Here is a 21,334-nt window from a genome sequence, read left to right on the forward strand (position 1 = left end):
CGGGGCCTCGCAGACACCGCCATGATGGCCTGGTGCAGCCGCTATGTGCTGCAGCGCACAGACTCCGCGCACCAGGCGCTCTACGGTGGGGTTGCGCAATCACAAAGGCCCGCCGCATGCACTACAAAGACTATTACGCCACGCTAGACCTGCCGCGCGATGCCAGCCTGGACCAGGTCAAGAAGGCCTACCGCAAGCTGGCGCGCCAAACCCACCCCGACGTGTCCAAGGCGGCCGATGCCGAGGCCCGCTTCAAGGAAGCCGCCGAGGCCTATGCCACCCTGAAAGACCCCGAGAAACGCGCCGCCTACGATGCGCTGGGCCGCCCAAAGCCCGGCGAAGAATTTGCCCCACCGCCGCAGTGGCGGCACGAGCACGCGGCCGATGCAGCCTCGTTCGACGACCTGGACCTGGCCGACCTGCTGGCCGCGCTGGGCCGAGGCCAGCGCGGGGCCACCCGCGGGCCGGTGGCCACCCCGGGGCGTGACTACGAAAACACCGTCTCGCTCAGCCTGGAAGACGCGCACCGGGGCAGCACGCTGAACCTGGACCTGGCCGAGGCAGGCGGCACCCGCACGCTGGAGGTCACCATTCCACCCGGCACCCGCGAAGGCCAAAAGCTGCGCCTGCGCGGCAAAGGCGGCAAGGGCCGCCACGGCGGGCCGGATGGCGACATCTACCTGCACATCACGCTGGCCCCGCACCCGCTGTTTCGCGCCGACCACCACGACCTGTACTTCGACCTGGCGCTGGCCCCCTGGGAGGCCACCCTTGGGGCCGAGATCGAGGTGCCTACGCTGGACGGCCCGGTGCTGCTCACCGTGCCCGCTGGCACCCGCGCCGGGCGCAAGCTGCGGCTGCGCGGCCGGGGCCTGGCCCAGGGCAAGGCCGGGCACGGCGACCTGTATGCGCTGGTGCACATCGACGTGCCCGCCGCACCGTCCGAGGCAGAGCGCGCGCTGTACCAGGAGCTGGCCCGCATCTCCCCATTCAATCCCCGCCCCCACACCGCCAAGACCGCCAAGGAGAGTCCCCATGAACCTCACCCTCGTTGAATGGGTCTGGCTGGATGCCAGCGAAACCATGACGCTGACTGAGCTGTCCAGCTGCTGCGGCATCGCCGAAGATGACCTGCAGGAGCTGGTGGAGTACAGCGCTTTGGTGCCCTTACAGCCCGCCAGCCAGCCCCCCAGCTTCAGCGCCGAATGGGTCACCCCGCTGCGCACCGCTGGCAAGCTGCGCAACGACTTTGACCTGGAGCTGTTTACCGTGGCCCTGCTGCTGGCCCAACTGAACCGCATCGAAACCCTGGAGCGCCAGGTGAAGTCGCTGCAGGCCCAGGTGCCCGCCCACCTCAGCTGAACCCCCCTGAAACCTCTGGAGAACCCCATGCAACATTACCAAATCGCCGTCATCGTCGGCAGCCTGCGCAAAGAGTCACTCAACCAGCAGTTGGCCACAGCCATCGCCCGGCTGGCACCAAGCAACTTCTCGTTCAAGCTGCTGCAGATCGGCGACCTGCCGCTGTACAACCAGGACGACGACGCGAACCAGGCGGAGTGGGTGATCCGCTTCAAGCAGGACATTGCGGCATCGCAAGGCCTGCTGTTCGTCACACCCGAGTACAACCGCTCCATCCCTGGCGTGCTCAAAAACGCCATCGACCACGCATCCCGCCCGTATGGCGACAACGCCTGGGCGGGCAAGCCCGCCGGGGTGCTGGGCGTGTCGGTCGGTGCCATCGGCACGGCGCTGGCGCAGCAGCATCTGCGCAACATCCTGGCCTACCTGGACGTGCCCACCATGGCCCAGCCAGAGGCTTTCATCCAGGCCAAAGAGGGTTTGTTCGACGCGGATGGCAACATCGGCGCGGGCAGCCGGGAATTTCTGCAGGGCTGGATGGACCACTTTGCGGCCTGGGTGCAAAAGCAGTCGCACACCCTTGCCAGCATGGCCACGACATAGCCCGCACCGGCTCCGCCAGACCCTCTACCGCTATATAAAATATAGCTTCTCACGCTTATGGAATAAGCGCTGGAGGCCTGTGGAGCCTATAAATTTGCCATCGGTACACAGCAGCTACGCCCACACGCGGTGCCCGTGAAGCCCCCGTGGCGTACTTGTCCTACACGCGGGGGGCGGTCGGGGAGGTGCAATGGAGGCTAGTCTCTGGAGTTCCCCATGTCCCTGCCATTTCTGCAAGTGCTGTCGCGATACGACGGCGACACCTACATCAACAACCCGGTGGAAGTTGGCTGGTTGGTCACACTCAAACACCAGGGTTTGGTGCATGCGGATATCGGCCCGGCCGCGCTGACCCAGTACCCCAGCCGCCCACCCATGTACGCGATTGCGCGTGGCCTCACGCCCGAAGGTTTCACGGCGCTGGGCGTGCGCCCCCCCAAACGGTACGGGTATGCGTGGTGGCGCGCCATTTTCAGCTTCCAGCGTCGCAAGTTCCCCAAGCTGCGGTTTCGCAACTACGAGGTCCGCCTCACGACGGAGTACTAAGAACTTGTCCGTAAATTATCCGGGGTCGCGCAGGTGCCTGTTCGGGATGCGCAGTTAGGCGCAAAACCCAAGCCAAGGCTTTCCGCCTTGGCTGGTTTTGTAACGACGCTGAGCGCCCGAAAAGGCACCTGCCCTTCGGGTTGGGGTGAAATCGGGCGATTTGTCTGCCGCAACCCTTGTATGGGCGGGGAGCCCATGCTGCGGTCTGCGACAACCAACTCATCCCGATTGCATCCCAACGCGACCCCTGATAATTTACGGACAAGTTCTAAGCCCGGTGCTCTCGGGCACCAGCATGGCCTCCAGCGCCTTCACCCGAAAGGCGCGCGGGCTCAGGCCGGTGTGCTTGCGAAAAAAGCGCCCAAAGTAGGTCTCGTCGGCAAAGCCCAGGCTGTCGGCCAGCTGCTGGATGCTGTTGCTGGTGTAGACCAGGTCGCGCTGCGCCTCGTGCACCAGCCGGGCGTTGATGACATCCAGGCTGGACATTCCCAGCACCTCGCGGCACAGGCGAGACAGCTGCCCCGGCGTAATGCCCAACTGCTCGGCGTAGGCGGTGATGGGCAGGTGCTGCTTGAAACGCGCATCCACCATGGCCCGAAACTTCTCGATCTGCTGGGTTTTGCGCGGGTTGCCCAGCGCCCGCGCGGCCTGCTGCACCTGAGCCAGCCGCGCCACCTGCACGCACACGGCGGCCACCAGCGCCATGCCCGCATTCACCTGCCCGGCAGACAGCAACTGCGCCTCGCGCTGGATGCCCAGAAACAGTGGCATCAGCATGTCCGCATGGCCACTGCTGGCATCCAGGGTGATGACGGCGGGCGTGCGGATGGTGGGCAGCAGCCCCGGCATGGCCACCCCGGCCAGCGACTCCAGAGGCCGCTGCGCCGCCGTAACCACCGGCCCGTCCATGTCGTCCGAGAAGCTGAAGGCATGCACGGTTTGTGCGGGAATCAGCAGCAGGCACGGCGCGCTGACGGCAAACCGCGCGTGGTCGATCTGCACCTCGGCCGTGCCCTGCACCAGGTACAGCAGCTGCAGAAAAGCATCGTGCTTGTGGGGCCGAATCTCCCAGTTGTAGGGGCGCGAGCGCTGCGGAATCCATTCAAAATCGAACGAACTTTGCCAGCCGGGTGCGGCCTGGTCGCCGTACAGCGCATAGTTCGGGATAACCCTGGTTGCCACATCCGTTCCTTCAAAGATGCACGAACTGTCTGGGTTTTCGCGTGAATTGTCAAACCGGTATTTGCCCGCAATTTGAACAATAGGGTCTTCAAAACAAGGAGACCCGCATGCCCGACACCCCCCGCCATTGGCTGCAACTCGACGGCCAGGTCTGCGCCGTGACCGGTGCGGCCAGCGGCATTGGCGCTGCCATCGCCCGCAGCCTGGCCCAGGCCGGAGCCCGGGTGGCCCTGCTCGACCGCGACCTGGCAGGCTGCGAGCAGATCGCCGCCACCCTCACCGCCCAGGGCGCATCCGCCATGGCCGTAGCCTGCGATGTGGCTTCCGAAGCCAGCGTGCAGGCCGCCGCCCAGCGGGTGCACGCCGCCTGGGGCCCCGCCTACGCGCTCATCAACAACGCGGGCATGCTGCGCGCCGGGGGCCTGGCCGAGGTCAGCCTGGACGACTGGAACGCGGTGCTGGCCGTCAACCTCACCGGCTACCTGCTGTGCGCCCGCGCCTTTGGCGCGCAGATGCGCCAGGCCGGGCGTGGCAGCCTGGTGCACGTGGCCTCGGTTTCGGGCCTGACCCCGCAAACCCAGAGCGGGGCCTACAGCGCCAGCAAGGCCGGGGTGCTGTTGCTGTCGCGCCAGTTGGCGGTGGAATGGGGGCCGCAGGGTGTGCGCAGCAATGCGGTTTGCCCCGGCATGGTCCGCACCGCACTGTCGGCCAAGTTTTACGAAGAACCCGGTTTCGAGGCCAAGCGCGCCGCCGTCACCGCCAGCCGCCGCGTCGGCGAGCCGCAGGACATTGCCGACGTGGCCCTGTTCCTGGCCAGCCCGCGTGCGGCCTACGTCAACGCCGCCGAGATCGCCGTGGACGGCGGCATGACCTCCATGCTGATGGACATGGTGCCCCGCCCCGGTTTCAACGCCACCTGAGAACACACACATGACCCCAAATTTGGATTACGACCTCGTCGTCGTCGGCTCCGGCGCTGCCGGCCTGGCCACCGCCATCACCGCCCGCAAGCGCGGCCTGGACGTGGTGGTGCTGGAGAAAGAACCCGTGTTTGGCGGCACCACCGCGCTGTCGGGCGGCGTGCTGTGGATCCCGCTAGGCCCGCATGGCCGCAAGCAGAACCCGGCCGACACCCTGGAGGCGGTGCGCAGCTACATGCAGCAGGAAACCGGCAAGTTCTATGACGCAGCGGCGGTCGAAGCCTTTTTGGCCAACGGCCCCAAGATGGTGGAGTTCTTCGAGCGCGAAACCGCCGCCCAGTTCATCCCCACGATGTACCCCGACTACCACCCCGACGCGCCCGGCGGCGTGGACCTGGGCCGCTCCATCCTGGCCGCGCCCTACGACATCCGCGGCCTGGGCAAGGACATGGCGCGCCTGAAACCGCCGCTGAAAACCATCACCTTCATAGGCATGATGTTCAACTCGTCCAACGCCGACCTGAAGCATTTCTTCCAGGCCACCAAGTCGCTGACCTCGTTCGTCTACGTGGCCAAGCGCCTGGTGACGCACCTGAAAGAGCTGGCGCAGTACGGGCGCGGCATCAACGTCACCAGCGGCAACGCGCTGGCGGCCCGCCTGGCGCAGTCGGCACTGGACCTGGGCATCCCCATCCTCACCAACACCCCGGTGCGTGAAGTCACCCTGTTCGGTGGCCGCGCCACCGGCGTGCTGGCCGACGGCGCAGACGGCCCCTGCCGCATCACCGCCCGCCAGGGCGTGGTGCTGGCCTGCGGCGGCTTTCCGCAAGACATCCAGCGCATCGCCAAAGCCTACCCGCACCTGCAGCGCGGCGGCGAACACCTGTCGCCCACGCCCCTGGGCAACACCGGCGACGGCGTGGCCATGGCCGAAAAGCTGGGGGCCAACGTAGACATCCGCTTCGAGGACAGTGCCGCCTGGATGCCGGTCTCGCGCGTGCCCTACCGCGACGGCACGTTTGGCGTGTTCCCGCACCTGCTGGACCGCTACAAGCCCGGCATCATCGGTGTGCTGCGCAACGGCCAGCGCTTCACCAACGAATCCAACTCGTACCACGACGTGGGCGCAGCCCTGGTACGCGCCTGCGCGGGCCAAAAGGAAACCGCCATGTGGCTGGTCTGCGACAAAGCCACCATCGCCAAATACGGCCTGGGCTACGCCAAGCCCGCGCCCATGCCTCTGGGCGGCCACCTGCGCAGCGGCTACCTGGTGAACGGCAACACCCTGGCCGAACTGGCGGCCAACGCCGGTATCGACCTCGCCGGGCTGGAGCAGACCGTGCGCCACTACAACAGCGGCGCGGTACGCGGCGAAGACCCGGCCTTCCACCGCGGCAGCACCAGCTTCAACCGCTACCTAGCCGACCCCGAGCACCGGCCCAACCCCTGCGTGGCCCCGGTGCAGACCGGCCCGTTTTACGCGCTCAAGGTGGTGATGGGCGACCTGGGCACCTTCGACGGCATCCAGACCAGCGTGGTGGGCGAGGTGTTGAAGCGCGACGGCACGGCGATTCCCGGCCTGTACGCGGTGGGCAACGACCGCGCCAGCATGATGGGCGGCAACTACCCCGGCGCGGGCATCACCCACGGGCCGAACATGACCTTTGGCTTCATCACCGGCAACCACATCGCCGACCTGGCCGGAGCCGCAAAATGAACAGTGCCAAGCCGCTGATCGACCACCGCACCTACACCATCGCGCTGCGCAAGATGCCGGAGTTTCTGGAGGTGCTCAACCGCCTGGCCATGCCCATCCTGATGGAGACGCTGGGCCACCCCGTAGGCTTCTACACCAGCCTGGTGGGGCCGCAAAACCAGTTTGTGCACCTCTGGGCCTACGACGACCTGGCCGACTACGAGCGCCGCTGCTTCGCCCGCGACACCCACCCCGGCTTCGGTGCCTACCTGGCGGCATCGGGGCACTTGATCACCGCGCAGGAGACGCGGCTGGTGAAGGCGGTGCAGATGGCTGTTTTTACGGATGCTATTTAACTTATAGCTACTCGTACTGATGGGATAGGCGCGGAGGGGTAAATAACTTGAATACCTTGGACAAAAAGATGCCAAAACCCATCCAATCCATGCAAGTCCTATTACCTGATGCCATCTGCGCCATCTAGATGTAAACCTCAATAGACCAGAAATGAAACTAAAGATACTGTTGGTTACTATTTTAAGTATCTAGCAGCTGACCATTAAGAGCTACCGCCATGCGATGCAATTTACAAAGTAAGCACCCAAAATAAAAAATAATAGGAGAGACAAAATTGTCTTACGAATCGCGCCCCACGGACTGCATTCACAATAACTCCTGGGCTTACAGCCTGATTAACAGCATTGCATTCCACCCGACGGAAAATTTATTCTGCGCGGCATTCTCATCCGTCAACCAGTTGATTAATTTCAAGGTAGACCGTTTCGGGCAAGCGCGCGTCAGCCAGGTCATCAAAAATCCCGAGGCGCTACTCGATGGGCCACAGCATGTGGTTTTCACGCGGGATGGCCAGAAAATCATCGCGGTCAATTGGAGCAGTGAAACATTCACCATGTACCAGCGCGCAGCCGACCAGCGGTATGCCACCGCCCCCGTCGCCTGCATTCCGTTTCCTACGCTGCTGGTGGGCTTCAAACCCCATGGCATGGACGTGTCGCCCTCTGGCAAGCTATTGACGGTAGCCTTTGGCTGGACATCCACCCACCCCAAAGCCATCGGCCTGTTCAGCCTTGACAGTGCAGGCCTGGCAATGCAATTGCTCGACTGGATACCGAACGAACACTTACCCGGCGTACCCAAAGGCATTGCCTTTTCTCCGGATGAAAGCAGTTTGCTGGTGACCTATGCGGACCTGAACTGCATCTGCATTTACGCGATGGACCGCGCCACAGGCCGACTCAACCCGGTGCCCACACAGACCTTCGAAGGCGAAAGCACCCGCTTGTTCCGCCCGGAAGACATCAAGGTGGCGCGCGACGGCCACAGCATTACCGTGTCCAACAGCAACGCCGACTGCGTCACCTCGTATGCGTTTGACCGCAGCCTCAACCGCATCCTGCAGCACACACCGATCCAGGTGTTGGAAAACCCCGATGCCCACCTGAAGTTTCCGCACGGCATCGCTTTCTCGCCCAACGGGGCGCTGCTGGTGGTCAGCCAGTTTGGCCCGCTGCCGGTCACCAGTAACGGCGACATCGTTTACGGCAAGCAAACGCCGCGCAAACAGGCCAAGATCAATATCTACCGGCACCAGCAATCGCACCCGGCCCTGCGGGGCTCCGGCTTGCGGCGTTCCTGGTCTTCGCTGATGCGGCTGATCGGGCCGCGCTAGTTCTTTAGTTCCCGGCCTCCAGCAACCTGCGCGACGCCGCCAGCGCCTGGCGCGCCCACTCCACATCCCCCACCTGCGCCGCCCGTACCTGGTGTGGCACTTCCACGCTGACGGGCACGTCGGCGGGCAGCGCGGCAAAGATGCTGGCCGGGTCTATCCCGCCCTCGCCCGGCAGCAGGCGCTCGCAGCGGGCCGTATGAATCATCTGCTCCACCGTGAAGTCTTTGCCCGCTGGGGCATCGCAGATCTGCGCGTAGTGCAGCAGCGCGGGCGGCAAGGCGCGCAGGTCGTCCAGCGTGGTGTGGGAGCGGGCCACGTGCAGGGCATCCACCAAGATGCCCGCGTTGGCCGGGTGGCCTGCGGCCTGCACGGTGCGCAGGGCGGCCTGGGCATGGGGCACGGCCGTCCAGGGCATGAATTCCAGGTCGGCCGTCATGCCGTAAGGCTGCATGGCCGCGCACAGGCGGGCGTAGTTGTCGGCCAGGCGTGCCAGGTCGGTGTCGTCCCCGGCCACCAGCACGGCACGGGCTTGCAGCGCGGCGGCGGCTTCGAACATGGGCAGGTAGGCCTGCAGGTCGAAGGCGGCATCGATGCGGACGATTTCGATGTCGAACACCCCCACGCCGGTGTCGCGCTGCACCGCCAAGGTTTCGCGCAGGATGGCGGCATCGCCCAGCAAGGGCTGGTACGGCGCGCCGGGTGCATTGGGGCGCAGGCGCAGACCCACATGGCCGTAGCCCAGCTGGGCGGCGGCGGCCAGCATCTGCGGCGGGGTCAGGTTGGCGGCGGTGAGGTAGGCGAGTGAGTAGCTGCGCATGGCCGGTCCTTATTTCAAGGGCGATACCGCGGTGGGCATTGCGATGGTGGAGAACATGTTGGTCGTCAGATTGGCAGGCCCGCCCTTGGGTGGCCAGATGCCCTGGGCCACCGCGTCGGCGCGGGCTTTGCTGCGCGCGTCCAGCGTGGGATAGGCCCAGATGTTGGTGAAGCGCAGGGGTCCGTCCAGCGCCACCATGGCCACCACGCAGGGCGACAGCACTTCGCGCGGCGGCACATACTGTTCCCAAAGGTCGATGGTGGCCTGCACGCCGCCTGGCTTGATGCCGTAGGTGCGGATCTCGTACACCGGGCCGATGATGCCCGACTCGGCCGAAGGGCGCACCGGCTTCATCCACGGAAAGCCTTTGTAGCTGTGCACTTCCAGGCTTTGGAAGATGCTGCCGCAGCCGAAAGCGTCGGCGCTTTGCTGGGTGCGGTCGCGCTCTTTTTGCAGCGTGGCCAGGTCGGCAAAGCCGCGCAAGACAATCATTTGGTTGAGCTGGCCGATGTCGGTAAACCAGCAGCCCAGCAGTTCGCCGCTGGCGTCCGCTGCGCTGGCAAAAGCCTGCACATTGGTGGCGGCCTGGCCTGCGGTGCCGAAAGGCAGGGTCATGGTGGCAAGTTCGTAGTACATGGTGAAAGTCCTTGGTTGCTATGGAATAAAGAGCTGCTTACGCTTATGGAATAAGCACGGAGTGCCTATTTCTTATAAATCGATACCCGCTGCATGGTGGGCGGCGATGAAGCCGAAAGTCATCGCCGGGCCCAGCGTGATGCCGCCGCTGGGGTAGGTGCCGCCCATCACGCTGTGCATGTCGTTGCCGCCCGCGTACAGGCCGGGGATGGGCTGGCTGTGCGCGTCCAGCACCTGGGCGCTGGCGTTGGCGCGCAGGCCAGCGAAGGTGCCCAGGCTGCCGGGGACCACCTTGACGGCGTAAAACGGGCCGTGGAGCAGCGGGGCCATGCAGGGGTTGGGGGTGCCGCTGGCCGCGTCGCCTTGCACCTTGTTGTAGGGGGTGTCGCCTTTGGCGAAGTCGGCATCCACGCCAGTCAGCGCCTGCTGGTTGTAGCGTGCCACGGTGGCCTGCAAATTAGATGCATCGATGCCGCAGGCCTGGGCCAAATCGGCCAGCGTGGCACCGCGCTGCAGGTAGCCGTTGCGCAGCATCGCACCCATGGGCATGGGGGCGGGTTTGACCGCGCCCAGGCCGTAATGGCGGATAAAAGCGTGGTCGCACACCAGCCAGGCCTGCACGGGCGCACCGGCAGGCGTGGCGGCCAGCATGCCGCTGACAAAGTCGTAATAAGAGTCGGCCTCGTTGGTGAAGCGCTGGCCTGCGGCGGTGACCGCGATCAGCCCCGGCTTGGCCCGCTCGACCAGGTGCGGGAAGTGCGCCACCGAGCCATCGGCACGCGGCACCAGGGATACCGGGGCCAGGGCAGCAGCCTGCACCGCATCGCGCGCCACCTGGCCACCCACGGCCTCGCCCAGGCGCAGGCCGTCGCCGGTGTTGCCGCGCGAAGCGGCAGACCAGTGTTCTTGCCCGGTGGGCGCATGCGGCAGCAAAGCCTTCTTGCGCGCCACGTCATGCGGAAAGCCGCCACAGGCCAGCACCACGCCGCAGCGGGCCCGTATTTCCTGGCCGTTGACCATGGCGCCGACCACCCGGCCCTGCTCGGTCAACAAACGCTGTGCCGGGCTGTTGGTGCGGATCTCCACACCCTTGGCAAAGGCCGATGCCGCCAGCCCGGCCACCAGCGCATTCCCGTTGACCAGGCGCATGCCGCGCCGGTGGAGCAACAGGTCGGCAAAGTGTCGCAGCACCAATTTTGTGACGTACCACAGCGAGGCAGGCTTGCGCAGGGCATTGAAGAAATGCCGCAGCTCGGCCCCCGAGGCGATGCCCATGCCCCACAGCGTGGTCTCTTTCAGGGGCGGTTTGAGCCGCGCCATCTCGGCACCCAGGCGGCGGCCATCAAACGGCGCGGCGCAGATCGAGCGCCCACCCAGCGCCGCGTGCGGGTTGCGGCCATGGAAGTCGGGCACGCCGTTGCCGTCGATGAACCGCAGCGCGGTCTGGCTGCGAAAGAAATCCACCATGCGCGGCCCGTTCTCCAAAAAGGCCTGCACCCGCGCCGCATCAAACTGCGCGCCCAGCTCTTGCTGCAGGTAGGCGGTGGGCGTGGCGATGTCCTCGGTGATGCCTGCCTCGGTGGCCAGCGGGTTGCGCGGCAGCCACATCCAGCCGCCCGACCAGGCGGTGGTGCCGCCGTACTGCGGTTCTTTTTCGATGACCAACACCTTCAGGCCCCGATGGGCGGCGGTGACGGCAGCAGACAGGCCCCCGGCACCGGAGCCGATGACCAACAGGTCGGTGTGTTCGGTGGTGGCCATGGTCAGGAGGCGTAGATTTTGCGCAAGCCCGCCGCAGCGTTCGCCCGCGGCTGGTTGAAAAACGGCGAGGCCCCGCTGGCTGCGGCCAGTTGCGCCGCCAGCGACACCAGGTCACCGCCCAGGGCCTGCATGCGCTCCAGCGTGAAGCGGGCCGACGGCCCGGCTATGCTGATGGTGCCCAGGGCCTGGCCTGCCAGGCACACCGGGGCGGCCATGGCGTTCAGGCCGGGGGTGTAGGTTTCCTGCGTCAGGCTGTAGCCGCGTTCGCGCGTGGCCTGCACCTGCGCCATCACTTCTTGCAGGGTCTTGGGGGCGTTGGGGCCAAACTCTTCCACCGGACCCACGCCCTGCTGGGCCACCAGGGCCAGGGCATCGTCGTCGGCCAGAGTGGACAACCAGGCCAGGCCCGAGGACGAGCAGGAGATGCGCGCATCGCTTCCCATGTCGGGGTCGTAGCGCAGGCCTTGGCGGGCACCCTGGGCGCGGGCCACCCAGGTCAGGCGGTTGCCGTCCACCACCGCCAGGCGCACCAGCTCGCCGGAGATTTCGGCCAGCCGGTCCAGCAGGGGCTGGGCAATGTCGACGATGCCGGTGTTGCTCAAAAAGCTCAGGCCCATGGACACCAGTTTGGTGGTGAGCAGGTAGTCACCGTGGTCACGCGTCTGGCGCACATAGCCGCAGCGGGCCAGGTCCACCAGCAGGCGGTGCACCGCGCTGCGGGGGATGTCGAGCCGGTCGGCAATCGCCGCCAGCTCCAGGCCGCCGCCGTGCTGGGACAGCAGCTCCAGGATGGCTAGGGTTCGTTCTAAAACACCGTTCATGGCTTGCTCGATTGTGTGTGGCGATAGCGCATCATACCAAAATCGGAATTAAATTCAATACTTGAATACTATTCCACTTTTGACTATGATTCAGCCAACACAAACCCTCCGGAGACTTATCCCATGACCGAACCCCTCAGCGGTGCCACCCGCATCCACTTCATCGTCGGCGACCCGATCGCCCAGGTGAAATCCCCCGCAGGCGTGACCCAGGAACTGCAGTCCCATGGCCATAACGCCTATGTCATACCCGCGCATGTGGCCCCGGCCAAGCTGGCGGCCTGGCTCGACGGCGTATCGCTGGCGCAGAACGTGGACGGCATCATCGTCACCGTGCCGCACAAATTTGCCTGCTTTGACCTGTGCGCCACCACTTCGGACCGCGCCGCCTTCTTGCACACCGTCAACACCATGCGCCGCAACCCCGACGGCAGCTGGCACGGCGACATGTTCGACGGCCTGGGCTTTGTGTCCGCCATGCAAGACAACGGCTGCCAGCCCGAAGGCAAAAAAGCCTTGCTGGTGGGCGCAGGCGGCGCGGGCTCGGCGATTGCCCATGCATTGGTGATGGCCGGCGTCAGCGAGCTGGCCATCTTTGATGCCGACACCGCCCGCCGCACCACGCTGGTGGACCGCCTGGCCGGCCTGGGCCGCTGCACTGTTGCCCACGGCAGCGCCGACCCCACGGGTTTTGACATCGTGCTCAACGCCACGCCGGTGGGCATGCGGGAGGGTGATCCGTATCCACTCGACGCAGAAAAAATACACAGCAGCATGTTCGTCGGCTGCGTGATCACCGCGCCCGCCATCACACCGCTGATCGCCACCGCACGCGCCAAGGGCTGCGCCACCATGACCGGGGCCCACATGTTTGGCCGGGTGCGCGATTTGATGGTGAACTTCCTGCTGGAGAAATGAGATGCAGGTACTTTCCTCGTTAAGCGCCCTGCCCGAAGCCTCGGCCTATGACCTGGTGGTCGTGGGCGCAGGTGGCGCGGGCATGGCCACCGCGCTATTCGCCGCGCTCGAAGGCCAGCAGGTGCTGCTGGTAGAGAGCACCGGGCATGTGGGCGGCACGACAGCATGGTCGGGCGGCACCACCTGGATTCCCGGCACCCGGCATGCGGCCAGCGTCAACCCCACCGACACCCTGGCCGATGCCAAGCGCTACCTGGACAACGCCGTGGGCGAACGCAGCCCGGCCGCCCTGCGCCAGACTTTTCTGGACCATGGTGCGCAGGCGGTGGAGGTGCTGGAGAACCGCACCGAGGTGCACTACCGCGCCTACCCCAAGCACCCCGACTACATCTCCGACCTGGGCGGCTCCACCCTGAACGGCCGGGCGCTGGAGCCCCTGCCCTTCGATGGCCGCCTGCTGGGCCCGTTGTTCCCGCTGGTGCGCCCGCCCATCCCCGAGTTCACCGTGCTCGGCGGCATGATGGTGGACCGCACCGACATCAACCATTTGCTGGCTCTGAGCAAGTCGTTCCGCTCATTCAAGCACGCCTGCAAGCTGCTGACCCGCCACGGCATGGACCGCCTGCGCCACCCGCGCGGCACCCGGCTGGTGATGGGCAATGCGCTGGTGGGGCGGCTGCTGCATTCCCTCTCCCAACACACCAACGTGACCCTGGCCCTGCACACCTCGGTGCAGCGCATCCAGCGCACTGCCGATGGCATTGCCACTGTGACGCTGGTGCAGGAGGGTCAACGCCGCACCGTGGCCGTGCGCAAAGGCCTGGTGCTGGCCAGCGGCGGCTTCAATCGGCATCCGCAACTGCGCCAGGACCTGCTGCCCGGCATCTCGCCCGACTGGTGCCCGGCGGCACCCGGCCACACCGGCGAGGCCCACGGCCTGGCCCAGCACGTGGGTGCGCACTACGGCCAAGGGGGGCTGAGCCCGGCGTTTTGGGCACCGGTGTCCAAACGCCTGCGGCCCGACGGCAGCACCGCCGTGTTCCCGCACTTCATGATGGACCGCGCCAAGCCCGGCATGCTGGCGGTGAACCAGGCGGGCGACCGCTTTGTGAACGAAAGCACCTCCTACCACCTGTTCGCGCTGGCCCTGCAGCAGCAGCCCCAGATGGCGGCCTACCTGGTGTGCGATGCCAAAGCCTTGCGCAAGTACGGCATCGGCATGGTGCGCCCCGGCGGCAAGGGGCTGGAGCCGTTTCTGGCCGACGGCTACCTGGTGCAGGCCGAAACGGTGGAGGCGCTGGCGCAAAAACTGGCCCTGCCTGCAGCGCACCTGCAGGCCAGCGTGGCCCAGATCAACGACTACGCCCAAGCCGGTGTGGACCCGGACTTCCAGCGGGGCAGCACCGCCTATTCGCAGAACATGGGCGACCCCAGCGCAGGCGGCAAAAACCCCAACCTCGGCCCCGTGCGCGAGGCCCCGTTTTATGCCGTGCGCCTGTACCCCGGCGACATTGGCGCGTCCACCGGCTTTGCCACCGATGGCGATGCCCGCGTGCTGGGCGAAGACCACACGCCCATCCCCGGCCTGTACGCCGTGGGCAACGACATGCACAGCATCATGGGCGGGGTCTACACCGCGCCCGGCATCACGCTGGGGCCAGGGGTGGTGTTTGGCTATTTGGCCGCGCGCCACGCTGCCGCACGCACCGCAACCTAGGGAAACCCCCTGTCGGGCCATGCAGGAAATGTCCTGTTCATGGCCCGATTCGTTGGTGAATTCAAGCCTCCCGCAAAACAAAATTCAGCTGCTTTTGACAGAGGGCGGCAGACACCGCTTGTTTTAAAACCGCGTGAGGAGACAACTATGCACAACCCGATAACTATTATTTTTATAGCTGCTCGTGCTTATCGAATAAGCGCTAGCAGCCTTTTTTCTTTAAATTCCTCGAACCCGGCCTAAAGGATGGCCCCCCTCTCTTTGGTTGCCGTTGTCACCGGTGCCGCCGACGGCATCGGCTGGGCCACGGCGCAAAAACTGGCCGCCAGCGGCTACCGAATTGCACTGCTGGACCTGCGCACGCAGGCCGCACAATCCCGCGCCGCCGAGCTCGGCCCCGAGCACCTGGGCCTGGGCTGCGACGTGACCCAGCCCGACAGCGTGGACGCAGCCATTGCAGCAGCGCGCACGCTGGGCCGCATTGCGGTGCTGGTCAACAACGCGGGCATCGCCGACCAAACCGGCCCCACGGTGGCGCAAGACGTATCGGCCTTTGACCGGGTGCTGGACGTGCACCTGCGTGGCACCTTTCTGGTCAGCCAGGCGGTGGCCAAAACCATGCTGCAAGACACCGGCCACCGCGCCATCGTCAACCTGGGCTCCATCGCCAGCAGCACCGGCCTGCCTGCGCGCAATGCCTACAGCGCGGCCAAGGCCGGGGTGATCGGCATGACCCGCGCCATGGCCAGCGAATGGGCGCGCGACGGCATCCGCGTCAACGCCGTGGCCCCGGGCTACGTGCGCACCGCACTGGTGGCCGAGCTGGGCCGACAGGGGGCCATCGACCTGCCGGGCATTGCCCACCGCACGCCGCTGGGCCGCATGGCCGAGCCCCATGAAATTGCCGAGGCCATCGCCTTTTTGGCATCGCCCCAGGCCAGCTTTATCACCGGCGTGGTGCTGCCGGTGGACGGCGGCTGGACGGCGTTTGGCGCGCCGGAATCCGCGCTATCGGCCCTGGCGGCTTGAACCACTTTTAAAACTGGAGGAGACAAAAATGTTGGCTATCAACCTTTTCAACGGCCTGGTCTATGGCGCATTGCTGATCGTGATGTGCTCGGGGCTGGCGCTGATCTACGGGCTGCGCCGGGTGGTGAATTTCGCCCACGGCTCGCTCTACATGCTGGGGGCCTACCTGGGCTATTCCATCGCCAGCCACAGCAACTTCTGGGTGGCGCTGGTGGCGGCCCCGGCAGTGATGGCGTTGCTGGGCGTGCTGCTGGACCGCTACGGCTTTCGCCTGCTGCAAGACCGCGACCCGCTCAGCGTGGTGCTGGTGACCTTTGGCCTGCTGCTGATCATCGAAGACTTTGTGCAAAGCGTGTGGGGCAAGAGCAACCTGTCGGTGGCGGCCCCCGAGGCATTGAACACCTCGGTCGATCTGCTGGGCACGCCGGTACCCGCCTACCGGCTGGCGGTGATTGCCGTGGGTGCGCTGGTGGCGCTGGGCCTGAGCCTGTGGCTGCGCTATTCCAAGGTGGGCCTGTTTGTGCGGGCGGCCAGCACCGACCCCACCACCACCGCCATGCAGGGGGTGAACACCGACGTGCTCAGCGCCGGGGTGGTGGGCCTGGGCACCGCGCTGGCCGGGCTGGCCGGGGTGGTGGCCGCGCCGTTTCTGTCGCTGTCGCCGTCCATGAGCAGCGACGTGATCATCGATTCGTTTGTGGTGGTGGTGGTCGGCGGCCTGGGCTCGCTGATAGGCGCCTTTGTGGCGGCCATGGCGCTGGGCATGGTGCAGGCGCTGGGGGCCGTGTACCTGCCCGACCTGTCGGCGGTGCTGCCCTTCGTGATCATGGTCGCCATCCTCATCTGGAAGCCTGCGGGCTTTGCCGGCAGCCGCACCTGAAAGGAATTCAACATGTCTATCCAACGTATCACTCTATCCACCGCAGGCGCATTGGGCGTGGGGGCCGTGGTGGCGACCACCGTCACCTCGGGCACGGTCTTGTCGCTGCTGACCCAAGCCATCATCTACGCGGTGTTTGCCAGCGGCGTGGGTCTGCTGCTGCGGCAAAACGGCATGGTCAGCTTTGGCCACGCGCTGTTCTTTGGCGCGGCGGGCTACGGCGTGGGCCTGCTGCTGCAGATGCAGGCCATGCCCGCCGAGGCGGCCATGCTCGTCACCCTGCTGGTCTTGACCGCCGTGGCCTTTGTGATGGGCCTGGTGATTGTGCGGGTGCCCGGTGTGGCCTTTGGCATGCTGACGCTGGCGGTGGGGCAGATGTTCTACCTCACGGCCTCGCGCTCCCGCGGCCTGACCGGTGGTGCCGACGGCATGAACATCGAGTGGCCCGCCACGCTGTTTGGCCTGCCGATGTCGCAGCTGCTGAAGTCCTCGCACATGTTCTTGCTGTGCTGGACGGTGCTGGTAATGGTATTGCTGGCCCTGGCCCTGCTGCTGCGCAGCCGTTTTGGCAGCATCACCGAGGCGGTGCGCGACAACGAGGAGCGGGCCCGCTTCATCGGCATCCGCACCCTGCTGCCGCGTGCGGCCATCTACGCCTTGTCGGCCCTGGTGACCGGCGTGGCCGGTTTGCTGTCGGCGCTGAACACCGGTTTTGTGTCGCCAGAGAACCTGCACTGGAGCCTGTCGGGCGTGGCCCTGATGATGGTGGTGGTGGGCGGCTACAAGGCCCTGTGGGGCCCGGCGCTGGGTGCCGTTGTGTACTTCCTGGCCAAGGACATTCTGGGCGACTACGCCAACCACTGGATGGCCATCTTCGGCGTGGCACTGATCACCGTGATCGTGTTCTCGCCCACCGGCATCGCCGGAGCCCTGGGCCGCCTGGTGCGCCCCAAACCATCCACCCCCGCCCTGCGCACAGCCCCCGGGCACTGAGAGGAACACCCATGAGCAACTATGTATTGGAAGCCACCGACGTGGCCATCCACTATGGCGGCGTGAAGGCCGTAGACGGTGTCTCGTTGACGCTGGAACGCGGCCAGATCCGCGGGCTGATAGGACCCAACGGCGCGGGCAAGTCCACGGTGATCGATGCCATCACCGGCCGCACCCGCCTGACCCGCGGCACGGTGCACCTGGCCGGGCAGGACGTGACCGCCCTGGGTGCCACCCAGCGCCGCATGCGCGGGCTGTCGCGCAGCTTTCAGCGCACCAGCATCTTTGGCCAGATGGCGGTGCGCCAGCAGGTGGAACTGGCCTCGCACAAGATGGGCGTAGCCGACTCCGAAGCCGATGCCGACGCAGTGCTGCAAGAGCTGGACCTGATGCCGCTGGCCGACGCCACGGCCGAAGACCTGGGCTATGGCCAGCAGCGCCGCCTGGACCTGGCGCTGGCCCTGGTGGGCCGCCCGCAGGTGCTGCTGCTGGACGAACCCATGGCCGGGCTGTCGGTGCAGGAATCGCACGACCTGGCCAGGCACCTGAAGGCACTGACCTCGCGCTGGGACGTGTCGGTGCTGCTGGTCGAACACGACATGGACGTGGTCTTCGGCATCTCCGATGTGGTCACGGTTTTTGAACTCGGCCGGGTGATCGCCAGCGGCGCACCGGCCAGCGTGCGCGCCGACCCGCGTGTGCGCGAAGCCTATTTGGGGAGCACGGCATGAGCGCACTACTGCAACTGGAAAAAATCAACGCCTTTTACGGCTCGGCCCACATCCTGCACGGCCTGAGCCTGGCGGTGCACCCCGGCGAGCGCGTGGCGCTGATCGGCCGCAACGGCGTGGGCAAGACCACGGTGGTCAACACCGTGCTGGGCCTGGCCGCGTTACGCGGCGGCAGTGTGCGCGTGGGCAGCAAAACCCTGCCGCGCCCGCGCCCCTACATGGCGGCCCAGCAGGGCGTGGTGGTGGTGCCGCAGGGGCGGCGCATCGTAGCCAATTTAACCGTGGAAGAAAACCTGCAACTGGGTGCCGCCGTGGGCCGCAAAGGCCCGTGGAACGTGCCCGAGATCTACAAGCTCTTCCCCATCCTGCAAGAGCGCGCCCACACCCCGGGCACCGCCTTGTCGGGCGGCCAGCAGCAGATGCTGGCCGTGGGCCGGGCGCTGATGGCCAACCCCGCGCTGATCTTGCTGGACGAGCCCACCGAGGGCCTGGCCCCGGTGATCGTGGACCAGCTGGCGGTGATCTTCAAACGCGTGGCCGACCAGGGCACGGCCCTGCTGCTGATCGAGCAAAACATGAGCCTGGTGGTGCGCGTGGCCGAACGTTACTGCGCCATGGCCAAGGGCGCGGTGGTGGCCGAGGGCCCGGTGGAGAACAGCAAGGCCTGCCTGCAGGACCTGGAAGCCCACGTGATGGTTTAAAGCACGCACCTCTTTTCATCGGCAACCGGGCCGCTTCCGGCAATTTGATTCAGGAGACACAACCATGTTCATAAAAAATCGCATCCTCGCCGCCCTGGCACTCACCGCCGCCCTGCCCCTGGCCGCACTGGCCCAGGGCAAGGAGCCCGTCAAGATCGGCCTGGTGTCGTCCAAGTCGGGCGTGTTTGCCCAGCAGGGCGAAGAAGTCATACGTGCCGTGCAGTTCGCCATCGACGAGGCCAACGCCAAAGGCGGTGTGGATGGCCGCAAGGTCGAGGTGCAGACGGCAGACGACGAAGGCACGCCCGACGCAGGCCGCCGCGTGGCCGAAAAGTTGGCGCGTGACGGCTACAACCTGCTGATCGGCGCGATTCCATCGTCCATCTCGTTGGCGCTGGCGCAAAACCTGGAGCGCTGGGACGCGGCCTACTTTGCCGTGGCCAGCAAGTCCGACAAGCTGACCGGCGACACCTGCCGCCCGCGCAGCTTCCGCACCAACCACTCTGACGCGATGGACATGGCCATGATCGGCCAGTGGGCCAAGGGCTTCAAGGAAAAGTCGTTTGCTGTGCTGGCGGCCGACTACGTGTGGGGCCGCGACTCGGGCGAGTCGTTCAAGAAAGCCGTCGAAGCCCAGGGCAAGACCGTGCCGCTGAGCCTGTACGTGCCGATGGGCACCAAGGACTTCTCGCCCTACATCGCCCAGCTCAAGGCCTCTAACGTGGAAGCCATCTGGGTGGCAGAAACCGGCCGCGACGCAATTGCGTTTGCCAAGCAGGCGCAAGAGTTTGGCCTGATCCCGGCGAAGAAGCTGATCGGCCACTCACTGATCCTGAACTTCATGATCGAAGGCTCGGGCGACGCGCTCAAAGACACCATTGGCACCATCCCCTACGCCGTGGACATCGACACGCCGCGCAACAAGGCCTTTGTAACCGCCTGGAAAGCCAAGTTCAACCGCCTGCCGTCCGACAACGAAGGCGGTGCCTACAACGGCACACAGGTGATCTTTGAAGGCGTGAAGAAAGCCGGCAGCGTGAAGCCCGCCGAGGTCAGCAAGGCCCTGCGCGGTGCCCAGTTCGACTCGATCTACGGCGACGTGACCATGCGCGCAGCAGACAACCAGCTGGTGCTGCCCAACTACGTGGGCCGCGCCAAGGTGGCCGACGGTGTGCTGCGCGCGGTGATCGAGCAGCGCTTCGACCCGTCGCTGACGCCCGCACCCTCGCCCTTGTGCAAGATGTGATGGCCGCATTGGCGCACTCCACTGCGGTACACGCCCTGGTCACCGGTGCTACCGGTGGCATCGGCCAGGGCATCTGCTTTGCGCTGATCGCCCAGGCGCAGAAGGACGGCATCCCCATCCACATCAGCGCTGCCGCCTCGCAGCCCGGTGCCAAGCTCGACCAGCTGCTGGACGAACTGCGCGCTGCGGGCGCCAGTGCCCACGGCGTGGCGGGCGACATCACCGAGCCCGCAGATTGCACCAGCCTGGTGGCGCAGGCCCAGGCGAGGGGCGGCGACCTGACGGCCCTGGTCTGCAATGCCGGTGCCTCCGGCCCGGGCCGCCTGGCCGACCTGCCGGTGGCGCAGTGGGACCGTACCTTCCAGCTCAACACCCGCTCGGCCTGGCTGCTGGCGCAGGCCGCTTACCCGGCGCTGGCGCGCACCCGCGGCAGCATCACGGCGATTGCCTCGATGTCGGGCCTGACACCGCACCCCGGCTACGGCGCATATTCGGCGGCCAAGGCTGCCCTGGTGATGCTGTGCCGCCAACTGGCGCAGGAATGGGCGGCGGACGGCATCCGCGTCAACACGGTGTGCCCCGGCATGGTCCGCACGCCGCTGACCGAAGCCGTCTACCAGGACGCGGCCACGCTGCAGCAGCGCCAAGCCCTGGTGCCCCTGGGCCGCATCGGCCAGGCCGAAGACGTGGGCGCAGCGGTGGCGTTCCTCAGCAGCGCGGCAGCGTCGTACGTCACGGGCCAGAACCTGCTGGTGGACGGCGGTATTTCAGACCACATGCTGGCCATGGTTCCAGGGCGGCCCGGCAAGCCGCCGGTGGGCCAGCCGGAAAGTGCCTGAGCCCTGGCCTCCATCCACTGACCATCCGCAGGGAGGGCCCGTACACGCTCCACCTGCGGCCCACACCCATAACCGCAGCATCGCTTGCCTGCGCGCTTGTGAGCCGTATCAAAAATAGGTAAAGTGTTTCTAAACTTTTCTATAGCAGCGACCCTCTTCACCGCACTAGCTTCGCTTCGCCCTCCCGGGCTGCAAGCCCGTTTCTGGCAAGGCACCGGCTCCAGACTGGCCATCTGGGAGTGTTGA

The 21,334-nt window shown here is 66.1% G+C and carries 22 protein-coding genes; 17 read left to right on the forward strand and 5 right to left on the reverse strand.

Features of this window, described 5'->3' with window-relative positions:
• Positions 1 to 116: 116 nt before the first annotated feature.
• The 4 genes from AC097O_RS05125 to AC097O_RS05140 all read left to right on the forward strand — a co-directional run bounded on the left by AC097O_RS05125 (position 117) and on the right by AC097O_RS05140 (position 2,511).
• Entirely contained in the window at positions 117 to 1,055 is a 939-nt protein-coding gene (locus AC097O_RS05125) for a DnaJ C-terminal domain-containing protein (protein ID WP_479591783.1), read from the forward strand.
• Positions 1,036 to 1,362: a chaperone modulator CbpM gene (locus AC097O_RS05130; protein ID WP_479591784.1), complete on the forward strand. Its 327-nt coding sequence runs from the start codon at positions 1,036 to 1,038 to the stop codon at positions 1,360 to 1,362. Before AC097O_RS05125 ends, AC097O_RS05130 begins: the two co-directional genes overlap by 20 nt.
• Before the next feature lie 27 nt (positions 1,363 to 1,389).
• Complete coding sequence (locus AC097O_RS05135; RefSeq protein ID WP_479591785.1) at positions 1,390 to 1,965, forward strand: NADPH-dependent FMN reductase; 576 nt, start codon at positions 1,390 to 1,392, stop codon at positions 1,963 to 1,965.
• A gap of 216 nt (positions 1,966 to 2,181) precedes the next feature.
• Positions 2,182 to 2,511, forward strand: coding sequence for a hypothetical protein (locus AC097O_RS05140; protein WP_479591786.1), 330 nt, complete (start codon positions 2,182 to 2,184; stop codon positions 2,509 to 2,511).
• Between the two features lie 255 nt (positions 2,512 to 2,766).
• Here AC097O_RS05140 and AC097O_RS05145 read toward each other — a convergent pair whose 3' ends face one another.
• Entirely contained in the window at positions 2,767 to 3,693 is a 927-nt protein-coding gene (locus AC097O_RS05145; RefSeq protein ID WP_479591787.1) for a helix-turn-helix domain-containing protein, read from the reverse strand.
• A gap of 107 nt (positions 3,694 to 3,800) precedes the next feature.
• Here AC097O_RS05145 and AC097O_RS05150 point away from each other — a divergent pair, with 107 nt between their 5' ends.
• The 4 genes from AC097O_RS05150 to AC097O_RS05165 all read left to right on the forward strand — a co-directional run bounded on the left by AC097O_RS05150 (position 3,801) and on the right by AC097O_RS05165 (position 7,999).
• Entirely contained in the window at positions 3,801 to 4,613 is an 813-nt protein-coding gene (locus AC097O_RS05150; protein WP_479591788.1) for an SDR family NAD(P)-dependent oxidoreductase, read from the forward strand.
• 10 nt (positions 4,614 to 4,623) lie between these two features.
• A complete protein-coding gene (locus AC097O_RS05155; RefSeq protein WP_479591789.1) occupies positions 4,624 to 6,330 on the forward strand; it encodes an FAD-dependent oxidoreductase in 1,707 nt (568 codons plus the stop codon).
• Positions 6,327 to 6,665 carry an NIPSNAP family protein gene (locus AC097O_RS05160; RefSeq protein WP_479589433.1) on the forward strand — a complete coding sequence of 113 codons (339 nt, stop codon included), beginning with the start codon at positions 6,327 to 6,329 and terminating at the stop codon, positions 6,663 to 6,665. Before AC097O_RS05155 ends, AC097O_RS05160 begins: the two co-directional genes overlap by 4 nt.
• Before the next feature lie 401 nt (positions 6,666 to 7,066).
• Positions 7,067 to 7,999 carry a beta-propeller fold lactonase family protein gene (locus AC097O_RS05165; RefSeq protein ID WP_479591790.1) on the forward strand — a complete coding sequence of 311 codons (933 nt, stop codon included), beginning with the start codon at positions 7,067 to 7,069 and terminating at the stop codon, positions 7,997 to 7,999.
• 4 nt (positions 8,000 to 8,003) lie between these two features.
• On the opposite strand, the gene AC097O_RS05170 is transcribed toward AC097O_RS05165, so the two are convergent.
• The 4 genes from AC097O_RS05170 to AC097O_RS05185 form a co-directional block, all read right to left on the reverse strand.
• Positions 8,004 to 8,816, reverse strand: coding sequence for a sugar phosphate isomerase/epimerase family protein (locus AC097O_RS05170; protein WP_479591791.1), 813 nt, complete (start codon positions 8,814 to 8,816; stop codon positions 8,004 to 8,006).
• Between the two features lie 9 nt (positions 8,817 to 8,825).
• A complete protein-coding gene (locus AC097O_RS05175) occupies positions 8,826 to 9,452 on the reverse strand; it encodes an NIPSNAP family protein (RefSeq protein WP_479591792.1) in 627 nt (208 codons plus the stop codon).
• A 72-nt stretch (positions 9,453 to 9,524) separates the two neighbouring features.
• Entirely contained in the window at positions 9,525 to 11,213 is a 1,689-nt protein-coding gene (locus tag AC097O_RS05180; RefSeq protein ID WP_479591793.1) for an FAD-dependent oxidoreductase, read from the reverse strand.
• 2 nt (positions 11,214 to 11,215) lie between these two features.
• On the reverse strand, positions 11,216 to 12,034 hold the full coding sequence (locus AC097O_RS05185) for an IclR family transcriptional regulator domain-containing protein (protein WP_315203420.1): 819 nt from the start codon (positions 12,032 to 12,034) through the stop codon (positions 11,216 to 11,218).
• A gap of 123 nt (positions 12,035 to 12,157) precedes the next feature.
• Here AC097O_RS05185 and AC097O_RS05190 point away from each other — a divergent pair, with 123 nt between their 5' ends.
• The 9 genes from AC097O_RS05190 to AC097O_RS05230 all read left to right on the forward strand — a co-directional run bounded on the left by AC097O_RS05190 (position 12,158) and on the right by AC097O_RS05230 (position 21,088).
• A complete protein-coding gene (locus AC097O_RS05190) occupies positions 12,158 to 12,952 on the forward strand; it encodes a shikimate dehydrogenase family protein (protein WP_479591794.1) in 795 nt (264 codons plus the stop codon).
• 1 nt (position 12,953) lies between these two features.
• Positions 12,954 to 14,669 carry an FAD-dependent oxidoreductase gene (locus AC097O_RS05195; RefSeq protein ID WP_479591795.1) on the forward strand — a complete coding sequence of 572 codons (1,716 nt, stop codon included), beginning with the start codon at positions 12,954 to 12,956 and terminating at the stop codon, positions 14,667 to 14,669.
• Positions 14,670 to 14,915: 246 nt separating this feature from the next.
• Positions 14,916 to 15,698, forward strand: a complete 783-nt coding sequence (locus tag AC097O_RS05200) for an SDR family NAD(P)-dependent oxidoreductase (RefSeq protein WP_479591796.1) — start codon at positions 14,916 to 14,918, stop codon at positions 15,696 to 15,698.
• Between the two features lie 28 nt (positions 15,699 to 15,726).
• The gene (locus tag AC097O_RS05205) at positions 15,727 to 16,578 is read left to right on the forward strand and encodes a branched-chain amino acid ABC transporter permease (protein ID WP_479591797.1); all 852 of its coding nucleotides are present in this window, start codon (positions 15,727 to 15,729) and stop codon (positions 16,576 to 16,578) included.
• 12 nt (positions 16,579 to 16,590) lie between these two features.
• Complete coding sequence (locus AC097O_RS05210; protein WP_479591798.1) at positions 16,591 to 17,571, forward strand: branched-chain amino acid ABC transporter permease; 981 nt, start codon at positions 16,591 to 16,593, stop codon at positions 17,569 to 17,571.
• A gap of 11 nt (positions 17,572 to 17,582) precedes the next feature.
• Complete coding sequence (locus AC097O_RS05215) at positions 17,583 to 18,302, forward strand: ABC transporter ATP-binding protein (RefSeq protein ID WP_479591799.1); 720 nt, start codon at positions 17,583 to 17,585, stop codon at positions 18,300 to 18,302.
• The gene (locus tag AC097O_RS05220; RefSeq protein WP_479591800.1) at positions 18,299 to 19,003 is read left to right on the forward strand and encodes an ABC transporter ATP-binding protein; all 705 of its coding nucleotides are present in this window, start codon (positions 18,299 to 18,301) and stop codon (positions 19,001 to 19,003) included. The genes AC097O_RS05215 and AC097O_RS05220 overlap by 4 nt, the downstream gene beginning before the upstream one ends.
• 64 nt (positions 19,004 to 19,067) lie before the next feature.
• Positions 19,068 to 20,249: an ABC transporter substrate-binding protein gene (locus tag AC097O_RS05225; protein ID WP_479591801.1), complete on the forward strand. Its 1,182-nt coding sequence runs from the start codon at positions 19,068 to 19,070 to the stop codon at positions 20,247 to 20,249.
• Positions 20,237 to 21,088 (forward strand): SDR family NAD(P)-dependent oxidoreductase, encoded by an 852-nt coding sequence (locus tag AC097O_RS05230; RefSeq protein WP_479591802.1) that lies wholly within the window; start codon positions 20,237 to 20,239, stop codon positions 21,086 to 21,088. The genes AC097O_RS05225 and AC097O_RS05230 overlap by 13 nt, the downstream gene beginning before the upstream one ends.
• The last annotated feature ends 246 nt before the right edge of the window (positions 21,089 to 21,334 follow it).

This window comes from Rhodoferax sp. LS1P39 (genome assembly GCF_056521425.1).